This is a genomic window from Kitasatospora sp. NBC_01302, from assembly GCF_035976515.1.
Taxonomy (GTDB): domain Bacteria; phylum Actinomycetota; class Actinomycetes; order Streptomycetales; family Streptomycetaceae; genus Kitasatospora.
This window is the reverse complement of sequence record NZ_CP108404.1, coordinates 8,854,150-8,873,819: the sequence shown is the minus strand read 5'-3', so window position 1 is coordinate 8,873,819 and position 19,670 is coordinate 8,854,150. Positions and strand designations below refer to the sequence as shown.

Genomic DNA, 19,670 nt, shown 5'->3' with positions numbered 1-19,670 from the left:
GTCCCTTCTCGTGGTGGGGTCAACACCGGTACTCGGTCGGGTCTTCGACAGCGGCGGTGACGAACGCGGTGCGCCGCTCGACGCAGGCCGCGCAGCTGCCGCAGTGCAGCTCCTCACCGCGGAAGCAGGTCCAGGTCCGCTCCCAGGGCACCTTCAACTCCTCGCCAAGGGCGATCACTTCGTGCTTGTGCAGGGTGATCAGCGGGGCGAGCAGGCCGAGGTCGGCGCTGCCCTGGCCGCGGGTCGCGATCCGCTCCATGGCGAGGAACGCGTCGAGGAAGGCGGGCGAGGTGTCAGAGGGGCCCACGTCGTCGGCCATCACCCCGAAGGCCACCGCGTGCGCCCGCTCGACGACCGCCACCGTGTAGGCCACCGCGAGCAGGACCGCGTTGCGGTTGGGCACGATGTCGGGGTTGGGCCCGACCGGGGCCCGGCCCGCGTCGGGGACGGGCACCGTGGGGTCGGTCAGCGAGGAGCCGCGCATCAGGCGGCCCACCGCGGTCAGGTCGACCTCGTCGTAGCCCGTGCCGAGCCGGCGCGCGGCGGCGCGGGCGCAGTCCAGCTCCCTGCGGTGGCGCTGTCCGTAGTCGACGGCCACCAGGTGCAGCCGGTGTCCGCCGGCGGCCAGGTGATGGGCCATGGTCACCGAGTCGATCCCGCCGGAGACGACGGCGACGATTCTGCTCACCTTTCACTCCCCTCCCGGGCGCCGTGGCCGGCGCCGCCCACCGCGCCGGGGCCGGGGACCGGCGCCACGTCGAGTGCGTACAGTTGTGCGAGTTCCGCCAGGCGCAGCGGGACCTCGTCCTCGCTCCCGACGGTGAAGAGCACCACCCCGGTGTGCGAGGTGGAGTAGAGGTCGGGGTCGATCAGGTCGCCGACCCGCCGGGTCATGGTGACCTGCCGCACGCCCGGCAGCGCGGCCAGCTTCTCGGCCGGGGTGATCGCCGTGATGCGCCCCGGCCGGGCCGGCAGCATGGAGTTGACCACGATGCGCTCGGCGGTGCGCGGGCGCAGGGTCGGCGCCAGCCCCAGCGAGGTCTCCAGGAACGCCTGCCACAGGTCGACCCCGTACTGCAGGGCCAGTCCGTCGACCAGTCCGCCGCCCGGTGGGCGGCAGGCGAGTTCGCCGACCAGGATCCCGCCCGCGGTGCGGAACATCTCCACGTGCGCGACCCCGTGGCGCAGGCCCACCGCGCCGAGCACCCGGCGCAGCAGGGTGCGGGCCGCCCACTGGTCGCGGTGGTCCTCGGGCAGCGGGTAGGAGCCGACGAAGCCGCCGAGGGTGCGCAGCACCGGCCCGTGGTAGCGGGAGACGGCGGCGAACAGCACCTCGCCGTCGTGTACCACCGCGTCGCAGTGGTACTCCGCCTCCATCTCGACCAGCGACTCGACCAGCAGCGGTGTGCGGCTCGCGCGCAGCCGCCGCGCGCCCGGGCTTTCGGCGAAGGCCGCGAAGTCCCGCGGTCCGGCCAGCTCGACCACGTCGAAGGTGCCGCCGCCGAAGGTGGGTTTGAGCACCACGGGCCAGCCGAGATCGGCCGCGGCGGCCGGTACGTCGGCCAGCCGGTAGGCCGGCCGGAAGGCGGTGACCGGCACGCCGGCCGCGGCCAGGGTCCGCTTCATCACGTACTTGTTGGAGCACGCGTTGGCGGTCTCGTAGCCGATGCCCTGGATCCCGTAGTGCGAGCGCAGCAGGCCCGAGGCGGCGATGCCCGCCTCGGCGGGCGTCAGCACCGCGTCGACGGGCCCGTCGGCGAAGAGGCCGAGGGCGGCGTCGCGCACGGCGCTCAGGTCGTCGATGCTGGGGACACAGGTCACCTCGGCCCGGCCCCCGTAGAGTCCGGCGAAGGCGGGCTCGGTGATGACGCGGACCCGGCCGAGCAGGTCGTCGGCCAGCAGGCGTGCGGGGAGGGGCTTGTAGGAGCTGACCACCAGCACGTCGTGCGCGGCGCGGGCGGTCACCGGGTGCCCTTGCGGGCGACGAGCACGAACCAGTGGCGGGCCAGGTGGATGCCGCGCTCGCCGGTCGCGCGCGCGAGGTAGCCGTCGAGGGCGGCCCGGTCGGCGTCCGGGTCGAAGTCCTCGAAGATCGGGACCTTGCCCAGGAACCCGCGCAGGTCCTGCGGGTGGTGGAAGTACTCGTCGAAGCGGTACGAGCGGATCTCCACCGCGAAGCCCGCGGCCACCAGGCGCGCCCGGCCCTGCTCGGCCAGCGGCGCCTCGTGCCAGCCGCCGTAGTGCTGGCCGCGGCCGAAGGCCTCCTTGAGCGCCCGGACGTCCTGTTCGCCGATGCCGAGGTGCACGACGGCGCCGCCGGGCTTCAGCACGCGGTGGAACTCGGCCGGGAAGAGCGGTCCGCGTCGGGAGCAGATCACGTCCACCGAGTGGTCGGGCAGACCGGTGGCCGAGGCGTCGCCGACCTCGAAGACGACGTGGTCGAGGCTGGTCCGGGCCTGGTTGCGGCGGGCGGCGGCCACCATCTCGGGCGAGAGATCGATCCCCCGCACCCGCGGGAACCGGTCGGCCACCGCGAGCAGGTTGCGCCCGTCGGCGCAGCCGACGTCCAGGAGGCTGCCGCCGCCCAGGGCGGCGAGCACGCTGTCGACGTACGCCTCCGGATCCCCCTCGGGATAGTCGGTGTCACGTGGCGGCCAGTCGGGGTAGCCGCCGAACCGGGTGGCCACCTTGGAGTAGAACGCGGGGTCGGACACGATCGGTCGCCTCCTCGGGCGGGGTCGGGCCGGGCGGTGCGCGGGCGTCGTCACGCGGGCGTCAGCGGGACGCCGAGCTTGCCCAGGATCGACTCGCCCGCCACGGCCGGCGCGAGGCCCAGGCCGCCGCCCGCCGGGGCGGCGAGCGGCTCGATCAGGGCGTCCGGGTCGGCCTCGAAGAAGAACACCAGGGAGACCTGCTCCTCGTCGGGGGCATCGGCCCCGGGCGCCGGTACGCGGTGCCGCAGGGCGCGCCAACGGCCGTCCGTCCACAGCTCCATGAGGTCGCCGAGGATCACGATCAGGGTGTCGGAGTCCATCGGGTAGGCGGGGGCGAACCAGCCGTCGGCCTCGTTCCACACCTCCAGGCCGCCCTTGCCCGGCTGACGGTTCAGCAGGGTGAAGGTGCCCAGGTCGGTGTGCGGGGCGTTGCGCATCCGGCCGGTGCCCGGCTGCCCGAGCCGGGTCAGCGACGGGTACCAGCTGACGTTCTGCGTCCAGGTGGCCCGCCGGGCCCGGGAGGTGAAGAAGTCCGCCGGCTGGCCGAGCAGTTCGGCGAACATGCGGTTCACCTGCTCGGCGACCCGGACCATGTGGCCGGTGTACGCCTCGGCCGTCGCCCGCAGCTGGGGCAGCTCGGCGGGCCACCGGTTGGCCGGGTAGAAGAGCTCGTCGAACCTGGTGTCCCCGGTGCGGTGGGTGGGTCCCGCATAGAAGGACTCGTGCAGGTCGGGGGCGCTGGTGTCGTCCGCGGCCGCGGCCGGAATGCCGACGTTGCGGTGCACCTCGCGCCAGCCGTTGTCGTACTGCCACTGGATCTCGTAGCCGAGCTTGGCCTGCCGCGGCAGCCGGAAGAAGGAGAGCCCCGCCTGGCGGAAGTCCTCGCCGCGGGCGCGCGGGACCCCGTGACCGGTCAGCAGGAACATCCCGGTTTCGCGCAGCGCGGCATCGACGGGCCGCAGCAGGTCCGCGCGTTCGCCGGCGTCGGCGGCCAGCCATTCCTCCAGGTCGACGGAAGGGATTTCGGTGGTCACAGCTGCACGCTCCTCGGGTGCGGGCCGGAGGCCTTTCGGGTCGAATTCCGCAGCCGCTCAGGGAAATTCGGAATCTCGCCCTGACCCAGTCTCAGCCGCACCGGGAAGCGGTGTCAACGACATGGTTGAAGGTTAACCAGAAAAAGGCCCCCAGCTTCGCGAGGGCCACATGCAGCGTCCATATCGCCGACTTTCGCTGAATCATCAGGAGATGATGCGCCAGCGAACAGTGGCCGGGGATTTACCGTCCTGGGTTTGTCCGGTACCCGCCCGCCTCCGGCCGCACCCGGATCATGCAGGGGCTATTTCACGCCAGAATACGATCATCATTCCTACTCGACGGCGAGATGGCGTTCGATCCAGTCCGCCGCGGTACGGCGGAACAGCACCCGGCTGCGGGTGCGCCGGAACTCGTGGCCCTCGCCCGCCAGCAGCAACAGCTCGGCGGGGATGCCCCGTTGGCGGGCCGCCCGGACGAGCTGCTCGGACTCCCCCGGCGGGACGTTGGTGTCGTGCTCCCCGTGGACGGTCAGCACCGGGACCCGCAGCGCGTCGATGCGGCTCATCGGCGACAGCGCGTGCAACAGGTCCCGGTCCCGCTCGGGGTGGCCGTACTTGACGGCGGCCGATCGGGCGATCCAGGGCTCGGTGCCGGCGAAGAAGGTCAGGAAGTCGGACATGCCGCACACCGAGACCCCGGTGCGGAACAGCTCCGGGTGCCAGACCAGCGAGGCCAGCGTGAGGTACCCGCCGTAGGAGTGGCCCATCACGGCCAGCCGCCGGGCGTCGGCGACCCCGAGGGTGATCAGGTGCGCCGCGCAGTCCGCGACGTCGTCGATCGCCGCGAAGCGCCCCTCCCCGAGGTCGGCGTTGACGAAGGAGCGGCCCGCGCCCAGCGAGCCGCGCACGTCGGGGGCGAACACGTCCAGGCCGTGGCCCAGCAGCTCGTGGTAGAGCGGCTCGAACACCGGTCGCTCCTGCTGCTCGGGGCCGCCGTGCAGGTGGATCACGCACGGGCCCCGGCCGTCCGGCTCCCGGCGCGGGGCGCGGTAGTACCAGCCCCCCAGTTCCAGCCCGTCGCGGGCACGCAGGCGCAGGTGCTCGGGCCGGACCGGCGCGGGCTGGCCGGGCGCGACGACGTCCTCGTCGCGCGAGGACCAGGGGGTGCGCAGCGGGCTCCCGCCGTCGGGCGTGTGCCAGACCCCGGGGCGGCGGCGCGAACCGGCGACGGCCAGCGCCAGCCCGCGCGGCCCCGCCGGGCTGATCCGGGTCACCACCTCGTGCGGCAACGTCATTACCCGGGCGGCGAGTTCGGGCGCCGGTGCGGACGGCGCCGGTGCAGCGGGAGCGGCCGGTGCGGCGGGTTCGGCGGGAGCGGCGGGAGCGGCGGGGAGCGCGACGGTCTCCAGCTCGGTGCGCCCGCGCACGTTCCACGCCAGCACCGCGGTGCGACCGTCGTCGGCCACCGACAGCAGCTCCAGGTCGGCGTCCTCGCGCCCGGCGGTCACCACCCGGCGCAGGCAGCTCCCGTCCGGTCCGAGCTCGACGGTGACCAGCGCCGCGAACTCCCGGTCGGCGTCGCTGCGCAGGTAGAGCCTGCGGCCGTCGGGCGAGAACCGGCCGACCCAGGGATCCCCGTCGGCCACCCGCACCGAGTAGGCCGTCTCGCGCCCGTCGCTCCGCAGCACCACGGCCTCGCGCCCGCCGCGCGGTCCGCGCAGCAGCAGCACGAGCCGGCCGTCCGCGGTGCTGTCGCACACCCGCAGCGTGGCGCCCCCGGGTTCGGTGGCGATCAGCTCGGCCGGCCGCACGCCCGCCGGATCGGCCAGGAAGACGGCGAGCCCGCCGCCGGTGAGGTGCGGCTCGTCGGCGGCGGCGCCGGGCGCCGGGCCCGCCGGCCGCAGCACCGCCGGCCCCGCCGCTCCCGGCCGCCCCAGCTCGCCCCGGTGCGCGCCGCCGAGCAGCGCGGGGCCGGCCGCGCCGCGCTCCGCGATCAGCAGGCCGGTCGGCGGGTCGGTGGCGGTGACGGCGATGAGCGCACCGTCGCGGCTCCAGCGCCCGAGGTAGGCGGTGCTGCCCGAGGCGGCGCCGGCCAGCACCCGGCGGTCGCTGCCGTCCGGCCGCACGCAGAGCACCCGGGTGAGTTCGCCGCCGCCGGGCGCGGTGGTGTACGCGATCCAGCGCCCGTCCGGGGACCAGGAGACCTCGGTGACCGGGTCGGGCCCGGTGTCCAGCAGGTGCGCGTCCTCACCGTCGGCCGGACCGGTCCACAGCTGCGGCACCCCGCCCCGGTTGCAGATGAAGGCCACCTGCCGGCCGCTGGGGTCGGCCGAGGGGTACCAGCAGCCGTGGGCGGTCACCGGGCTGTGCGTCTCCCGGGCCCCGCGCGCCTCCGGCAGGGCCGCGGCGCGCGGCGCCGGCTGTCCGGGGCCCGCGGGATCGGTCGGCCGGTCCACCACGCCGCGCCTCCCGCTCAGCCGATCCGGTGGGACTGGAGCCACATCTCCAGCAGGGCCACCTGCCACAGGGCGTTGGCCCCGCGCGCCGTGCGGTGCGCGTCCGGCGCGGCGAGCAGCCGCTCCAGGTAGGCCTCCTGGAAGACCCCGCGGGAGCGGGCCTCGGGAGCGGCCAGGGCCTGGCGGATCCGGTCGAGCACCGGCGGCGCCATCCGCCGGATCGCCGGCACCGGGAAGTAGCCCTTGGGCCGGTCGATGACCTCGGCCGGCAGCAGCTTGCGGGCGGCCTCCTTGAGCACGCCCTTGCCGCCGTGCGCGAGCCGGTGCTCCGGCGGGCAGGCCGCGGCCAGCTCGACCAGCTCGTGGTCCAGGAACGGCACCCGCGCCTCCAGGCCCCAGTCCATGGTCATGTTGTCGACCCGTTTGACCGGGTCGTCGACCATCAGCACGTGGGTGTCCAGCCGCACGGCCGCGTCCAGCGCCGTCTCGGCGCCCGCGAGCGCCATGTGCGAGCGGACCAGCTCGCCGGAGGCGTCGTGCTCCGCCAGCAGCTCGGGCTTGAGGATCCGGCCCAGTTCGGCGTGCGAGCGGTCGAAGAAGACCTCGACGAACCTCTCGGGCTCCTGCTCGCGCGGCACGGCCGCCAGCGCCGGATGCCAGCGGTACCCGGCGAAGATCTCGTCCGCGCCCTGGCCGCTCTGCACCACGCTGACGTGCTTGGAGACCTGTTCCGCCAACAGGTGGAAGGCGACCACGTCATGACTGACCATCGGCTCGCTCATCGCCGCGATCGACCGGTCCACCGCGGTCTGCAACCGGTCGGAGGGCACCATGATCTGGTGGTGGTCGGTGGCGAACTCCCGGGCCACCAGGTCCGAGTAGTGGAACTCGTCGCCCTGCTCGCCGCGTTCCGTCTCGAACCCGACGCTGAAGGTGGCCTGGTCGTCGAAGCCCGCCTCGGCCAGCAGCGCCACGATCAGGCTGGAGTCCAGACCGCCGGAGAGCAGCACCCCGATCGGCACGTCCGCCACCGTGCGCCGGCGCACCGCGGTGCGCAGCGCCTCGAGCACCGCGTCGCGCCAGTCGTCGGCGTCCATGCCGGCGTCCTCGGGGCGGCGGCGGTGCGGCGGCTGCCAGTAGCACTCGTCGTGCTGGCGGCCGTCCGGCTCCACCACCCGCACGGTGGCCGGCGGGAGCTTGCGCACCCCGGCGAGCACGGTGCGCGGCGCGGCGACCGTGCCGTGCAGGGTCAGGTACTGGTGCAGCGCGGCCGGGTCGAGCGAGGTGTCCACCCCGCCGCCCGCCAGCAGCGCGGGCAGCGCGGAGGCGAAGCGCAGCCGGCCGGGGCGCTGCGCCAGGTAGAGCGGCTTGATCCCGAGCCGGTCGCGGGCCAGCACCAGCCGCCCGGTGTCCAGTTCGGCCACCGCGAAGGCGAACATGCCGTAGAGGTGGGACACGCACGCCGTGCCCCACTGCCGGTAGGCCTTGAGCAGCACCTCGGTGTCGGAGGTGGAGAAGAAGCGGTGCCCCAGGGCCTCCAACTCGCCGCGCAGCTCACGGTAGTTGTAGATGCAGCCGTTGAAGACGCCGGTGAGCCGGGCCGCGGAGTCGGTCATCGGCTGGGCGCCGCGCTCGGACAGGTCGATGATCTTCAGGCGCCGGTGGCCGAGCGCCACGGCGCCCTGCGACCACAGGCCCCGGCCGTCGGGACCGCGGGCCGCCAGCCGGTCGGTCATGCGCTCCACCGCGGCCAGGTCGGGCCGCCCGCCGTCGAAACGGATCTCACCACTCAGCCCGCACATGCCGGCTCACCTCCGTTGCAGCACCGATACCGCGCGGATGCGCGTGGGTCCGGTCGACCAGGAAGTCGACGGCCGCCGTCAGGTCGCCGGCGGCGGCGACGCGCCGCACCTGGTGGGCGGCGTCCCCCAGGGCCAGGGTCTCCTCCGCCACCGCGGAGACGATCTCCCAGTCGCCGAGCTCCTCCAGCGTCGGCCGCAGCCGCGCCAGCATCCTGCGGACCACGGCCCGGGCCGGCTCGGCCAGCCCGGTGGTCGGGTCGACCAGTTCGCCGCCCAGCCCCGAGCGGGCGGCCCGCCAGGTCATCGCCCGCAGCCACTGCGGCCGGGCGTGCCGACAGCCGTCGGCTCCCCGCACGGCCGCACAGGCGTCCACCACCAGCGCGCGGTACAGTCCGGCGATCATCACCACCGTCTCCACCCGGGGGCAGGCGTCGCAGATCCGCAGTTCGAGCGTCTGCTGGTGTGCGGAGGGCCGCAGGTCGTAGTAGACCATCCCGGCGTCACTGATGACTCCGGAGCGCACCAGCCTCGTCACGGCCGCGTCGTACTCGGCCGCCGAGTCGAAACAGCCGGCCGGACCGCTGGTGGGCCAGCGCTGCCACAGCAGTGTCCGCCAACTGGCGTAACCGGTGTCCGCGCCGAGCCAGAACGGCGAACTGGCCGACAGCGCCAGCAGGGTGGGCAGCCAGGCCGAGATCACGCACATCGCCCGGACGGCCGTGTCGCGGTCGGGCACGTCCACGTGGAACTGCCCGCCGCAGATCAGCTGCTCGTCGGCCACCACGCGGTACTCGTCGGCCATGTGCAGGTAGCGGGGGTGCGGGGTGGCGTCCACCACGCCCGCCCTGGCCAGCGGCGCGGTGCCGGCGGCGACGATCGCCAGGCCCAGCCCGGCGGCGGCCTCGGAGAGGGTCCGCCGGGAGTGGGCCAGATCGGCGTAGAGCGCCTCCAGCGAACCGTGCACGCCGCTGTTGGACTCGACCACCGACTGCAGGAACTCGGTGACGAAGCCGCGCCGTGGCAGGCGGTCCAGCACGTCCTGGGCCCGTGCCACCAGCATCCGGCTCTCCACATCGACGATGTGGAACTCCTCCTCGACTCCCATCGACACGGCCATCGGACACCTCCGAACCGGTTCGACGTCACGGCGGGTCACCGACCCGCCGTGCCGGGGCGACCGCTCCACGGTCGCCCGTCCCCCCCAAGGGTCCAACCTCCCACGACCGCCCCCGCGCCGCATCATGAGTGCGGGGTACCGGGCTCGCCCCGGGACTCCTCAGCCCTCGCCGAACCACCGCCGCAGGGCACCCGCCAGCGGCTCCGACGGGTACGGCCGGGCCGCGGCCCAGCAGACGTGGCCGTCCGGGCGGATCAGCAGCGCGTCGGTGGCCGTGCTGGTCGGGACCCGGTCGACGCGGTCCTTCCAGCCCCGGGCGACCGCGGCGAGGTCGGAGCCGCCGCTGGGGTCGAGCAGCAGGCCCCGGCCCGCCCGCAGCAGCGCGTGCAGGCGCACCGGGCCCTGCGCGCCGGTCAGGTCGAGATCGGGCGCGCGACGGCCCAGCAGCGGGTGGCCGGGCGCCCCGGGCATCGGGTACCGGATGTCGAGTCCGGCCATCCGGGCGGCCAGGTGGCGCCTGGTGTCGGGCAGTTGGAGCAGGGTGTCGAAGAGTTCGCGGGTCGCGGCCACGTCCGGACCGCCGGTGCCGGCCCAGTCCATGAGCAGGCTCTGCGCCTGGACGATGCGCAGCACGCCGGCCGCGACCGGATGGCGCTCGCTCTGGTAGCTGTCCAACAGGCCCTGCGGTGCCCAGCCGTGCACGGCGGCGGCGAGCTTCCAGCCGAGGTTGACCGCGTCCTGGAGGCCGGTGTTCATGCCCAGGCCCCCGATCGGCAGGTGGATGTGGGCGGCGTCGCCGGCCAGGAACACCCGGCCGTGCCGGTAGTCCGCCACCTGGCGGGCGGCGTTGGTGATCCGGTACGTGTAGCGCTGCTCGACCAGGTCCACGCCCGGCCCGTACACGGTGCGCAGGCCCGCGCGGATCTCCTCCTCGGTCACCGGGATCTCCCTGGGCAGCGAGTGCGCCGGGCCGCCGAGCGCGAGCCGGCGCAGGTCCCCGCCGAGCGGGAACTGCATCGCCCAGCTCCCGTCCGCGGCGGTCGTGTGGGACTGGCCGGCAGCCGCGGGCCGCGAGGGCCGGGTGTCGCGCAGCCGCACGTCGGCCACGAGCGCGGTGTCCGTGCCGGGCCTGCCGGGGAAGGCGATCCCCAGCAGCCTGCGGACGGTGCTGTGCGCGCCGTCCGCCGCGACCAGGAACGCCGAGCGCACGGTGCGGGTGGTGCTGCCGTGGCGCAGGGTCGCGGTGACGCCGTCCTCGTCGGCCGCCAGCCCGACCAGCTCGTGCGCCCGGCGGACACCGACGCCGTGCCCCGCCAGCCGGTCGGTGAGGAAGTCCTCGACGACGGTCTGCGGGATGAACCGTCCGGGCAGCCTGCTGTCGTGGTCGGCGGGATCGAAGAGCCGGCCGGCGAAGTGACCGGGGCTCACCGGGTAGTCGCCGGTGGCCAACAGCGGCTCCAGCAGGCCGCGCTGGTCCAGGACCTCCATCGTGCGCGGGTGCACCCCGCCGGCCCGCGACAGCTCGCTGCGCTCGGGCAACCGGTCGACGACCACCGCCGACACCCCGGCCACCCGCAGTTCGTGGGTCAGCATCAGTCCCGTCGGACCGGCTCCCACCACGAGAACGTCGGTGTCCATGTCCACTCCTCGGCTCCGGAGCCCGCAGCTTGACGGACCCTCAGGAACCAGGCTGCGACCGCGGTCCGCGCCGGTGCCACGCACAATCCGCATCCTGGCGGAATCCGAACCGGGTACGCTGCCGCAGGTGGAATCCGACAGGTACGACGATCTGGACCGCCAGCTCGTCCACTCCCTCCAGATCGACGGGCGGGCACCGTTCAGTGCGATCGCAGCCGTTCTGGAGGTGTCGGACAAGACCGTCGCGCGCCGCTACGCGCGGCTGCGCTCGCGCGGCGCGGTGCGGGTGGCCGGGACCACCGATCCGCACGCGCTCGGTGAGGTGGTCTGGTTCCTGCGGGTGCGCTGCGCACCCGACGCCTCGGTGGCGGTCGCCGAAGCGCTGGCCCGGCGCTCCGACACCTCCTGGATCAGCCTCACCTCCGGCGGCACCGAGGTCGTCTGCATCGTCCAGGCCGACAGCGAGCAGCAGAGCGAGGCGCTGCTGCTGCACAGGCTGCCGCGCACCCCCCGGGTCGAGGGGATCACCGCGCACTGCGTGCTGCACCACTTCTTCGGCGGACCGGCGAGCCTGATCACCAAGCACGGGCCGCTCTCGGGCGACCAGATCGCCCGGCTGCAGCCGCCGCCGGCCCGGCACCGCCCGGGCGGGGTGCACCTGGACGCGGACGACCAGCGGCTGCTCGCGGTGCTGGCCGCCGACGGCCGCGCCGGATACGAGGACCTGGCCGCGGCCACCGGCTGGTCGCCCAGCACCGTGCGACGACGGATGGCCGAGCTGCGCGAGTGCGGCGCGCTGTACTTCGACGTCGAGTACGACTGGCCGATCTTCGGCCTGCTCGTCCGCAGCCTGCTGTGGCTCTCGGTGGCGCCCGCCCATCTCGAAGCCACCGGACGGGAGCTGGCCGGCCATCCGGAGGTCGCCTTCGTCGCCGCGACCACCGGCCCCTCCAACCTGTGCGCGAGCCTCATCAGCGCCGACCGGCACGCGCTCTACGCGTACCTGACCACCCGGATCGCCGGGCTGCCGGGCATCACCCAGGTGGAGACCGCGCCGGTGATCCGCACGCTGAAGCGGGGCGTGCCCCGGCGGCACCTCCCCTGAGCCGGTTGCTCCTGACGCTTCATCAACTACGGCCCGGAGGGCGCTCCGGCGCGCCCGCACGCCCCGCCCGGCGCTTCCTGCGCCGCTGCGCACCCCTGTGCGGGCGTTCACGGTTCCCATACGATCGAGCGGAACCGGGTGATCACCGTCCGGCTGCGCATTCGGCCATCCTGCCCGTCCTCCGGGAGGTCCCCCATGGTCCCCAAGCGTCTGCTCGTCATCCACCGCCGGCCCTACGGGCGTTCGGCGGCGCTCGCCCTCACCGGCCTGCTGCTCGCCGCCCTCGTGCCCGCCGCCGCCCTGCTGCCCGCCGGCCGCGCCGCCGCTTCCGCCACCACCGCGACCGCGGCAACCGCCGGCCGCTCGGCCGACGCCGCCACCACCGGCTCGGCCGGCACCCCGGTGCCGATCACCAACGGCAACGGCACGAGCGTCCTCGTCCGCAACTCCGACGGCACGCTCTACCAGCGGCAGCGCGACCCCGGCAGCGGCGCCTGGGGCGCCTGGACCAGCACCGGCTTCGTCGCGGCGGGCGACCCCGCGGCGATCCAGGATCTCGACGGCACACTGGAACTCTTCGCGCAGGGCTCGGACGGCCACCTGTACCAGGAGTCCGAGACCCCGCGCGGCCAGGGCGGCTGGCAGGACCTGGGCGCCCCGACGGGCACCACGGTGGCCGGCCGCCCGGTGGTGGTGGCCGACGACAACACCGCCGCCGACCCGAACCCGAACCCCGCCGGCCAGGTGCAGGGCAACACCGACGGCCGGTTGGAGGTCTTCGTGCTCGGCGCCGACGCCTCGCTCTGGCACCTCGCCGAGCTGGGTTCGAACGGCGGCGGCTGGAGCGCCTGGGAGCAGGTCGCCCGCGGGTTCGTCACCGACCCGACGGCGGCGGTCACGGGGGACGGCCGGATCGCCGCCTTCGTGGTCGACAACAACAACCACCTGTGGGAGTACGCGCAGAAGGTACCGGGGACCCAGCAGACACCGCTGCCGCAGCAGAACTGGTCCGGAGCCGACCTCGGCGGCACCTGGACGGGCGACGCGGCGGTGGCGACCGAGGACACCACGACGGGCACCCTGCTCCAGGTCTTCGGCGCGCACACCGACGGGGACCTCTGGACGGCGACCCAGTCCACCGCGGGCAGCACGTCGTCCCCCACCGGTGCGTGGGACCTGGCCCACACCGCGAACCTCGGCAAGGCCGGGCAGGTCCCGCCGGTGGTGGCCGCCAACAGCGACGGCCGGCTCACCGTCTTCGGCCTGAACCACGACCACCTGGTGACCTACCGCTCGCAGACCTCGCCGGCCGTGCCCACCACCAACCCGAACGGCATCTGGGAGGGCGGCTGGGACGATCTGACCGGCCAGAAGGTGGACTCGGTCGCGGTCGAGAACGCGCCGGAGGGCGGCTTCGAGGTCTTCTCGGTCGGCCACGGCGGCACCACGCTGCACCAGCGCGGCCAGCTGGCGCCCGGCACCCCGTCGGCCCCCCGCGGCTACTGGCTCGACTGGACCGACCTGGCGCCGATCGGCTCCGGCCTGTGCGCGGGCCCGGGCAGCCTGCAGTGCCTCGCCCTCACCAACGCCGACCTCGGGACGGCGCTGGACCTGGCGAACTCCTCCGACCTGGAGTCGGCCGTCATCCAGGACGCGCCCAACCCGTCGGACGCGGCCCAGCAGTGGTCCCTCACGGTGAACGCGGCCTCCGGCAACTCGACCTTCAGCATCACCAACAACTCCGACAACCAGTGCGTGGGCGATGCGCCCACGGGGATCGGGGGGCTGCACCTGGACATGGCGGCCTGCGACACCAGCGACTCCACCCAGCAGTGGTACCTGGAACCGGTGGCACCGGCCTCGACCACCGGGAAGCCGACTCTCTACCGGATCCACCAGGTCGGCAGCAGCACCTGTCTGACCGCCCTGAAGCACAACCCGGGCTTCCACCCCAGCGAGTTCGTCGAGCGGATCGACTGCACCGGCAAGAACGCGAACGACCACAACACCTGGCGGCTCGGCAGCGGCACCACCAACGCCCCGGGCGTACTGGAGCTCGCGCTGAACCGGGCGGCCCAGCAGTGCAGCACCACGCCGGCGAGCAACAGCTGCAGCTTCACCGACACCTCCACCCCCGCGGCCTACCAGGCGGCCACCGGCTGCGTGGTGAGCAGCATCCTCTACAACGCCGGCCCCACCACCACCGCGAGCGACACCGTCAGCTGGGCGCACATCACCGGCACCGAGTGGTCGCTGGGCCGTGAACTCGAGTTCCAGGTCCCCGAGGTGCTGTCGACCAGCTTCACCGCCTCGCACAGCTGGATCGACCAGACCAGCGTCACGCAGTCGGCCACCGTGCAGGTGCCGCCCCACCAGTTCGGCTGGGTCGAGTACGCCCCGGTGGTCCGCGAGACCGAGGGCTACTGGACCTTCACCCTGGCCGGTCAGAGCTGGACGGTGCCCGGCCGCAACCTCTCGGTCGCCGCGTCAGGCACCAGCGGGGTGAACCCGATCACGGTCACCGTCACCTCCGGCGAACCGCCCACCGACAGCCGGTGCGACTGACGCAGGGCGCATGACCTCACCCGGCGACCGGCTACTCGGCCAGTCCCCGGGTGAGCACCACCACCGCGACGAAGGCCCGGTAGAGCCGGACCGGGTCCTCGTCGGTCAGCGTGACGGTCAGCGCGTCCACGCGTTCGGTGCCGCTGATCCAGATGGCCTGCTCGGCCAGGTCCGCGTTGCGGAAGCGGACGGTGAGGGTGGCCGGCAGGGTGATCGCCGGCGCCACGGCACCCGGCAGCTGCGCCACCGCCTCGCGCGCGGCGGCGCGGATCACCTCCCGCGCCTCCTCGGGGTGCAGGCTCTCGGCCGCGAACCGCGACACCGAGGACTTGACGACCGCGGCCCGCACCCCCGGACAGAACGGCTCGATCTCCCGCGCGGTCACCTCGTCGCCGGTGATCAGCACCACGGGCACCCCGTGCCCGAGCGCCACCAGCGCGTTGATGCCGCTCTCCCCCGCCGGCACGCCGTTCAGGCGCACCTCGGCGATCGCCCGCGGGTTGTAGGTGTGCGACAGCGCCGACGGCTCGCCGGCCATCGAGCCGTGGTAGGAGACCAGGAACACCGCGTCGTACGAGGCGTCCAGACCCTGCATCATGTACAGCGGCTTGTGCCGGCCCGACAGGTAGCGGGCCCGCCCGGCCAGCGCGTCCGGGCGCAGGTTGGCCATCGCCCCGTGCGAGTCGTTGACCAGGAACTCACCTGCGCCGCCTGCGATCGCTCCCTCGATCGCCGCGTTGACCTCGCCCTGCAGCAGCTCGCGGTAGTAGCCGTAGTCGGCCCCCGAGGAGCGGCACTGCTCCCAGTCGACGACCCCCGCGGTGCCTTCCATGTCCGACGAGATGAAGATCCGCACGGTCCCTCCCCTGCTCACCGATGCCCCGGCCGCCCCGGCGCTGTGCGCAGTCTGCCACCCGGGCGGCGGGCCGGTCAGCGCTGTGGAGGCCGGTCGGCGCTGTGGTGAGCCGGTCGGCGCCGCGGGGGAAGCCGGTCAGCGCCACGGGGGCCGGTCGGCGCCGCGGTGGGCCGGTCAGCTCCGCGGGTCGCCGGGCCAGGCGACGGTGGTCTCCACCGGGGCCGCCTGGTCGACTCCCGGCACGTCCCAGCCGTAGAGCTCGCGGAACTGGCCGTGGAACCACGCCGGTGCGGCCGGGTCGGCCGCCAGCGCGGCGGCCGGATCGGCCCACAGCGCGCGGACGCGGTCCTGCACGTCCTGGTCCAGCTCCCAGCCGTCGAGCCGGATGCGGCCCTGCTCGTCCAGGTCGAGCGGCCGGGCACCGGTCAGCTGCTCCCACAGCTCCACCGCCTGGTCGGCGGTGGAGCGCCAGCCCTGCGGGCCCAGCACGGTGCGCAGCAGCGAGGTGTAGAGGGCGATGGAGGGGATCGCGGTGGAGGCCTGGGTGACCGCGGCACCGGCCACGGCCGTGAAGGCCCGGCCGTGGCCGGCCAGCACACCGGCGTTGAGCTGGTGCGCGGTCCGCTCCAGGTGCTGCTTGGCGGCACCGATGGTGCCCTGCCGGTACACCGGGGCGGTGATCTCGGAGCCGACGTAGGACAGCGCGACGGTGCTGAAGTCCTCGGCGAGCAGGTCGGCTTCGGCCAGCGCCCGGCACCACAGCGCCCAGTCCTCGCCACCCATCACCTTGACGGTGGCGGCGCGTTCGGCCTCGTCGGCCGGGGCGAGCTCGACGCTGCCGACCCTCGGCTCGCCGTCCTCGAAGACCAGCGACGGGGAGGTGTAGGCGTCCCCGAGCGGCTTGATCACCGAGTGGTGGACCTCGCCGGTGGCCGGGTCGGTGCGCCGCGGGGAGGCCAGCGAGTAGATCAGGTGGTCCACCGGTCCGTAGCGCTCGGCCAGCAGCTCCAGCACCTCGGTGCGGGTCCGGTCGGCGAAGGCGTCGGCGTTGACCAAGGTCAGATCGGCGGCGGACGCGGCGGCCAGCTCGGCGAGGGCCGCGCTGCGGTACCAGCCGGCCGAGGCGGTGCGCCGCTCGGTGCCGGCCGCCTCGAAGGCCACACCGATGCCGCGGATGCCGTGCCGGCGCAGCCCGGCCGCCAGCACGGCCAGGCCGTAGCCGGCGCTGGAGCCGAGCACCAGGACGACCGGCGCCCGCCCGCCCGGCTCGGCCCGGGGGATGGACTCCCACAGCCGCTCGACCGTCTCCGCGCAGCCGGTGGGGTGCGAGTTGACGATCAGATAGCCGCGCTGCTTCGGGGTGATCTGCTGGGTGCTCACTCGGCGGTGTCCTCTCGGCGGCTGTCGGTCCCCGGACCGCGGTCCAGGTGTCCGCAATCCGGTGATCGTTTCCGGCGATCGTAGCCACGCCGACGGTCCGTCACCGGTGCCGGAGAACCACGGAGGAGGTGCGCCGTCGTTGTAGGGGTCGGCCTTGCGGCGGCGGCCCGGTTCGGCTAAGCCGCACCGGCGAGGCGGTGGGTGGGTGGGTGGGTGGGTGGTGAGCGGGTGAGCGGGGCGGTGAGCACCCGGCTGGCCCCGGTGGCGTCGGCGCAGGTACTGATCAGGCCGTCGCCGAGGATGAAGCCCCGGCGGCGGTTGACCCGGTAGACGCCGGCCTCCAGGTCGACCCAGGGCAGCGCGCGCAGCAGGTAGCGCGGGGTGATCCCGAGCATCTGCGGCACGGTCTTGGTGGTGGTCGCCAGGTTCCTGGCGGCGGAGGAGCCGAGGCTCTGCGGGCTGGGCTGCGCGGTTTCGGTGGTCATGACTGATTCCCGTCCTGTGAGGAGAGCCGACTGGACGTCAGAGCACGAACGAAGGCGGCAGCAAGGCCGTTCGCCAGGTCCGCCCCAGTGATTGTCACGACTGCCGAGTGCCGGTGCGGCGATGTTCGAGGAGATATTCCGGGCCCCGCGCGGGCGGCAGGACATATGTCCTTGTCAAAGTCAGTGCCGAAGTGATGATTTATCCACAAGGGCTGATAATGCGTTCGAAAGTGAAGGTTGGGAATACCGCCGAATTGCCACGGCAGTTCGACTCGAAAGGGCCAGAACGCCCCGCATGAGGTGAACACTTCACGACGTCCCGTGGTCGTGTTAGCGTCGCTCGGATGTCGAGGATTCTGGTCACCGAGCTGGACAACTCCTTACCCGGCAGCGCTCGCGAGGAGCGCCCCGTCCGCGGGCACTCGCTCGTCGTCGGCTACCACCGGCCCCCCATGCACTGGAACGGTGCCGTCTGGCAGCCGCCCGCCAGCCCCAACGGCATCCTACCGACCCTGACCAGCGCCTTCACCGACGGCCTGCCGGGTGTCTGGGTCGCGGCCCTGGCCGGCGGCGACCGCCGGGCCACCGGCCCGCACCCCACCGAACTGCCGCTGTCACTCGTGCCGTTGAGCAGCGCCGAGTGGACCGGCTACTTCCACCGTGCCTGCAAGGAGACGCTCTGGCCGGTGCTGATGTCCGAACCGGAGCGGTCGGTCTTCGCCGGGCAGGCCTGGCACGACTTCCGCACGGTGAACGCCCGCTTCGCCGAGCACATCAGCACCGAGGCCGCGCCCGGCGCCACCGTCTGGCTCCACGACTACAACCTGTGGCTCGTCCCCGGTCTGCTCCGCACTGCCCGCCCCGACCTGCGGACCGGGCTCTTCCACCACACGCCGTTCCCGTCCCCGGAGGTCTTCGCCACCCTGCCGGTGGCGGCCGAACTGCGCGCCTCGCTCACCTGCCTGGACTGGGCGGGCTTCCACACCGGCGTCTTCGCCGACCGGTTCCGGCGCACGCTGGCCGACGCAGACGGCCAGGACGAAGCGGACGGCCCGGACGGCCCGGACGAACCGCTGCGGATCGAGGCGCCGCGCATCGAAGTGCCTCGGATCGAAGTGCATCCGCTCGGGATCGACCGGGGCGCCGTCGAGCGGCTCGCCGCCGGCCGCACCACACGGCGCCGACCCGCCGGGACCCACCTGGTGCTCTCGGTCGAACGCCTGGACTACGCCAAGGCCCCGGTCCAGAAGGTCGACGCCATCGACCACCTGCTCACCCGCCGGCCCGACCTGCGCGGCAAGCTCAGCTTCCGGCTCGTCTGCCCACCGCCCGAACCCGGCATCACCGCCTACGACACCACCCGCCGACGCCTGGAGCAGCGGGTGGCCGAGGTCAACGCAAGCTGGGCGGAGCGGAGTTGGCAACCGATCGACTACCTCCCGCGCAGTCTGTCCGGCTCCCGGGTGATCGAGGAGTACCTGGCGGCCGACGTGCTGTGGGTGACCTCCCTCCAGGACGGGATGAACCTGACCGCCAAGGAGTTCGTCGCCGCCCAGGCCGCACACCCCCGGCACGGCGCCCGGGGGCCGGGCGTCCTGGTGCTCTCCCGGCACGCCGGTGCCGCCACCGAGCTCGGGCCGGCGGCACTGCTCACCGACCCGCACTCACCCGGCGACCTCAGCTCGGTGCTGGCCCGGGCCCTTGCCCTCACGCCCGCCGAACGCCGGACCCGCATGGCCGCACTCGCCGGACTCCTCGGCCACGAGCGCCCCGCGGACTGGGCGAACCGGATCGTCCACGCGATCGGGCAGTGCGGCCCACCGCGACAAGTCGGTGGACACGCTCGGCGGGCGGAGCCCACGATGGGCGGATGCTGAGCACCCTTCCCGCCTTCCTCGGCGCCTGCACCCTGATCGCGGCCTCGCCCGGCCCGAGCACCATGCTGATCATCCGGCAGTCGCTGCACAGCAGGCGGGCGGGCTTCCTCACCGTGCTGGGCAACGAGTCCGGTGTCTTCATCTGGGGCACCGTCGCCGCGTTCGGGCTCACCGCTCTGCTCGCGGCCTCCCAACTGGCCTACGACGCCATGCGGATCGTCGGCGCCGTGACGCTGATCGCCTTCGGGGTCAAGACGCTGCTCGACGCCCGCCGCGAGCACGAGGGGCCGGCGGCGGAGGAGGCGGCGGCCGAGCGCTCCGGCTGGCGGTCGTACCGCTCGGGCCTGCTGCTGAACCTCGCCAACCCCAAGGCGGCGGTGTTCGCGATGTCGTTCCTGCCGCAGTTCGTGCCCGCCGGCGCACCCCACCTGCCCACCATGATCGGCCTGGCGGCGGTCTGGGCCGTCTTCGAGATCGGGTACTACGGACTGTACGTCTGGTTCGTCGGGCGGCTGCGCAAGGTCATCTCCCGGGTCCGCGTCCGCAGGTGGCTCGAACGGGTCTCCGGCGGCGTGCTGCTCCTGCTCGGGATCCGGATGGCCATCGAGAGCTGACGGCCGTCGCGTACGCACGCCCGCGCA

The 19,670-nt window shown here is 73.9% G+C and carries 14 protein-coding genes and 1 pseudogene; 4 read left to right on the top strand and 11 right to left on the bottom strand.

Features of this window, described 5'->3' with window-relative positions; all coding sequences use genetic code 11:
• Positions 1 to 19 precede the first annotated feature (19 nt).
• The 8 genes from OG294_RS38710 to OG294_RS38675 form a co-directional block, all read right to left on the bottom strand.
• Complete coding sequence (locus OG294_RS38710) at positions 20 to 688, bottom strand: 7-cyano-7-deazaguanine synthase (RefSeq protein ID WP_327071260.1); 669 nt, start codon at positions 686 to 688, stop codon at positions 20 to 22.
• Positions 685 to 1,965 carry an ATP-grasp domain-containing protein gene (locus OG294_RS38705; protein WP_327071259.1) on the bottom strand — a complete coding sequence of 427 codons (1,281 nt, stop codon included), beginning with the start codon at positions 1,963 to 1,965 and terminating at the stop codon, positions 685 to 687. The genes OG294_RS38710 and OG294_RS38705 overlap by 4 nt, the downstream gene beginning before the upstream one ends.
• Positions 1,962 to 2,714, bottom strand: coding sequence for a methyltransferase domain-containing protein (locus tag OG294_RS38700; RefSeq protein ID WP_327071258.1), 753 nt, complete (start codon positions 2,712 to 2,714; stop codon positions 1,962 to 1,964). The genes OG294_RS38705 and OG294_RS38700 overlap by 4 nt, the downstream gene beginning before the upstream one ends.
• A 50-nt stretch (positions 2,715 to 2,764) precedes the next feature.
• Positions 2,765 to 3,748 carry an isopenicillin N synthase family dioxygenase gene (locus OG294_RS38695; RefSeq protein WP_327071257.1) on the bottom strand — a complete coding sequence of 328 codons (984 nt, stop codon included), beginning with the start codon at positions 3,746 to 3,748 and terminating at the stop codon, positions 2,765 to 2,767.
• 332 nt (positions 3,749 to 4,080) lie between these two features.
• Positions 4,081 to 6,207 (bottom strand): S9 family peptidase, encoded by a 2,127-nt coding sequence (locus tag OG294_RS38690; RefSeq protein WP_327071256.1) that lies wholly within the window; start codon positions 6,205 to 6,207, stop codon positions 4,081 to 4,083.
• A gap of 14 nt (positions 6,208 to 6,221) precedes the next feature.
• The gene (locus tag OG294_RS38685; RefSeq protein WP_327071255.1) at positions 6,222 to 8,006 is read right to left on the bottom strand and encodes an N-acetylglutaminylglutamine amidotransferase; all 1,785 of its coding nucleotides are present in this window, start codon (positions 8,004 to 8,006) and stop codon (positions 6,222 to 6,224) included.
• The gene (locus tag OG294_RS38680; protein WP_327071254.1) at positions 7,987 to 9,123 is read right to left on the bottom strand and encodes a carboxylate-amine ligase; all 1,137 of its coding nucleotides are present in this window, start codon (positions 9,121 to 9,123) and stop codon (positions 7,987 to 7,989) included. Before OG294_RS38680 ends, OG294_RS38685 begins: the two co-directional genes overlap by 20 nt.
• Positions 9,124 to 9,282: 159 nt before the next feature.
• Positions 9,283 to 10,761 (bottom strand): FAD-dependent monooxygenase, encoded by a 1,479-nt coding sequence (locus OG294_RS38675; protein WP_327071253.1) that lies wholly within the window; start codon positions 10,759 to 10,761, stop codon positions 9,283 to 9,285.
• Between the two features lie 127 nt (positions 10,762 to 10,888).
• Between OG294_RS38675 and OG294_RS38670 the strand changes: the two genes are divergently transcribed.
• Both OG294_RS38670 and OG294_RS38665 read left to right on the top strand, forming a co-directional pair.
• Positions 10,889 to 11,866, top strand: coding sequence for an Lrp/AsnC family transcriptional regulator (locus tag OG294_RS38670; protein ID WP_327071252.1), 978 nt, complete (start codon positions 10,889 to 10,891; stop codon positions 11,864 to 11,866).
• A gap of 195 nt (positions 11,867 to 12,061) precedes the next feature.
• Positions 12,062 to 14,431, top strand: a complete 2,370-nt coding sequence (locus tag OG294_RS38665; protein WP_327071251.1) for an RICIN domain-containing protein — start codon at positions 12,062 to 12,064, stop codon at positions 14,429 to 14,431.
• A 31-nt stretch (positions 14,432 to 14,462) separates the two neighbouring features.
• Here OG294_RS38665 and OG294_RS38660 read toward each other — a convergent pair whose 3' ends face one another.
• The 3 genes and pseudogenes from OG294_RS38660 to OG294_RS38650 form a co-directional block, all read right to left on the bottom strand.
• Positions 14,463 to 15,287 (bottom strand): M55 family metallopeptidase, encoded by an 825-nt coding sequence (locus OG294_RS38660; protein ID WP_327071250.1) that lies wholly within the window; start codon positions 15,285 to 15,287, stop codon positions 14,463 to 14,465.
• A 174-nt stretch (positions 15,288 to 15,461) separates the two neighbouring features.
• Positions 15,462 to 16,667 carry an enoyl-[acyl-carrier-protein] reductase FabV gene (locus tag OG294_RS38655; protein ID WP_327071249.1) on the bottom strand — a complete coding sequence of 402 codons (1,206 nt, stop codon included), beginning with the start codon at positions 16,665 to 16,667 and terminating at the stop codon, positions 15,462 to 15,464.
• A 266-nt stretch (positions 16,668 to 16,933) separates the two neighbouring features.
• A pseudogene (locus OG294_RS38650) lies at positions 16,934 to 17,152 on the bottom strand (Crp/Fnr family transcriptional regulator); the annotation flags it as partial.
• Between the two features lie 344 nt (positions 17,153 to 17,496).
• Between OG294_RS38650 and OG294_RS38645 the strand changes: the two are divergent.
• Positions 17,497 to 19,029: an alpha,alpha-trehalose-phosphate synthase (UDP-forming) gene (locus tag OG294_RS38645; protein WP_327071248.1), complete on the top strand. Its 1,533-nt coding sequence runs from the start codon at positions 17,497 to 17,499 to the stop codon at positions 19,027 to 19,029.
• On the top strand, positions 19,023 to 19,643 hold the full coding sequence (locus OG294_RS38640) for a LysE family translocator (RefSeq protein ID WP_327071247.1): 621 nt from the start codon (positions 19,023 to 19,025) through the stop codon (positions 19,641 to 19,643). Before OG294_RS38645 ends, OG294_RS38640 begins: the two co-directional genes overlap by 7 nt.
• Positions 19,644 to 19,670: the final 27 nt, after the last annotated feature.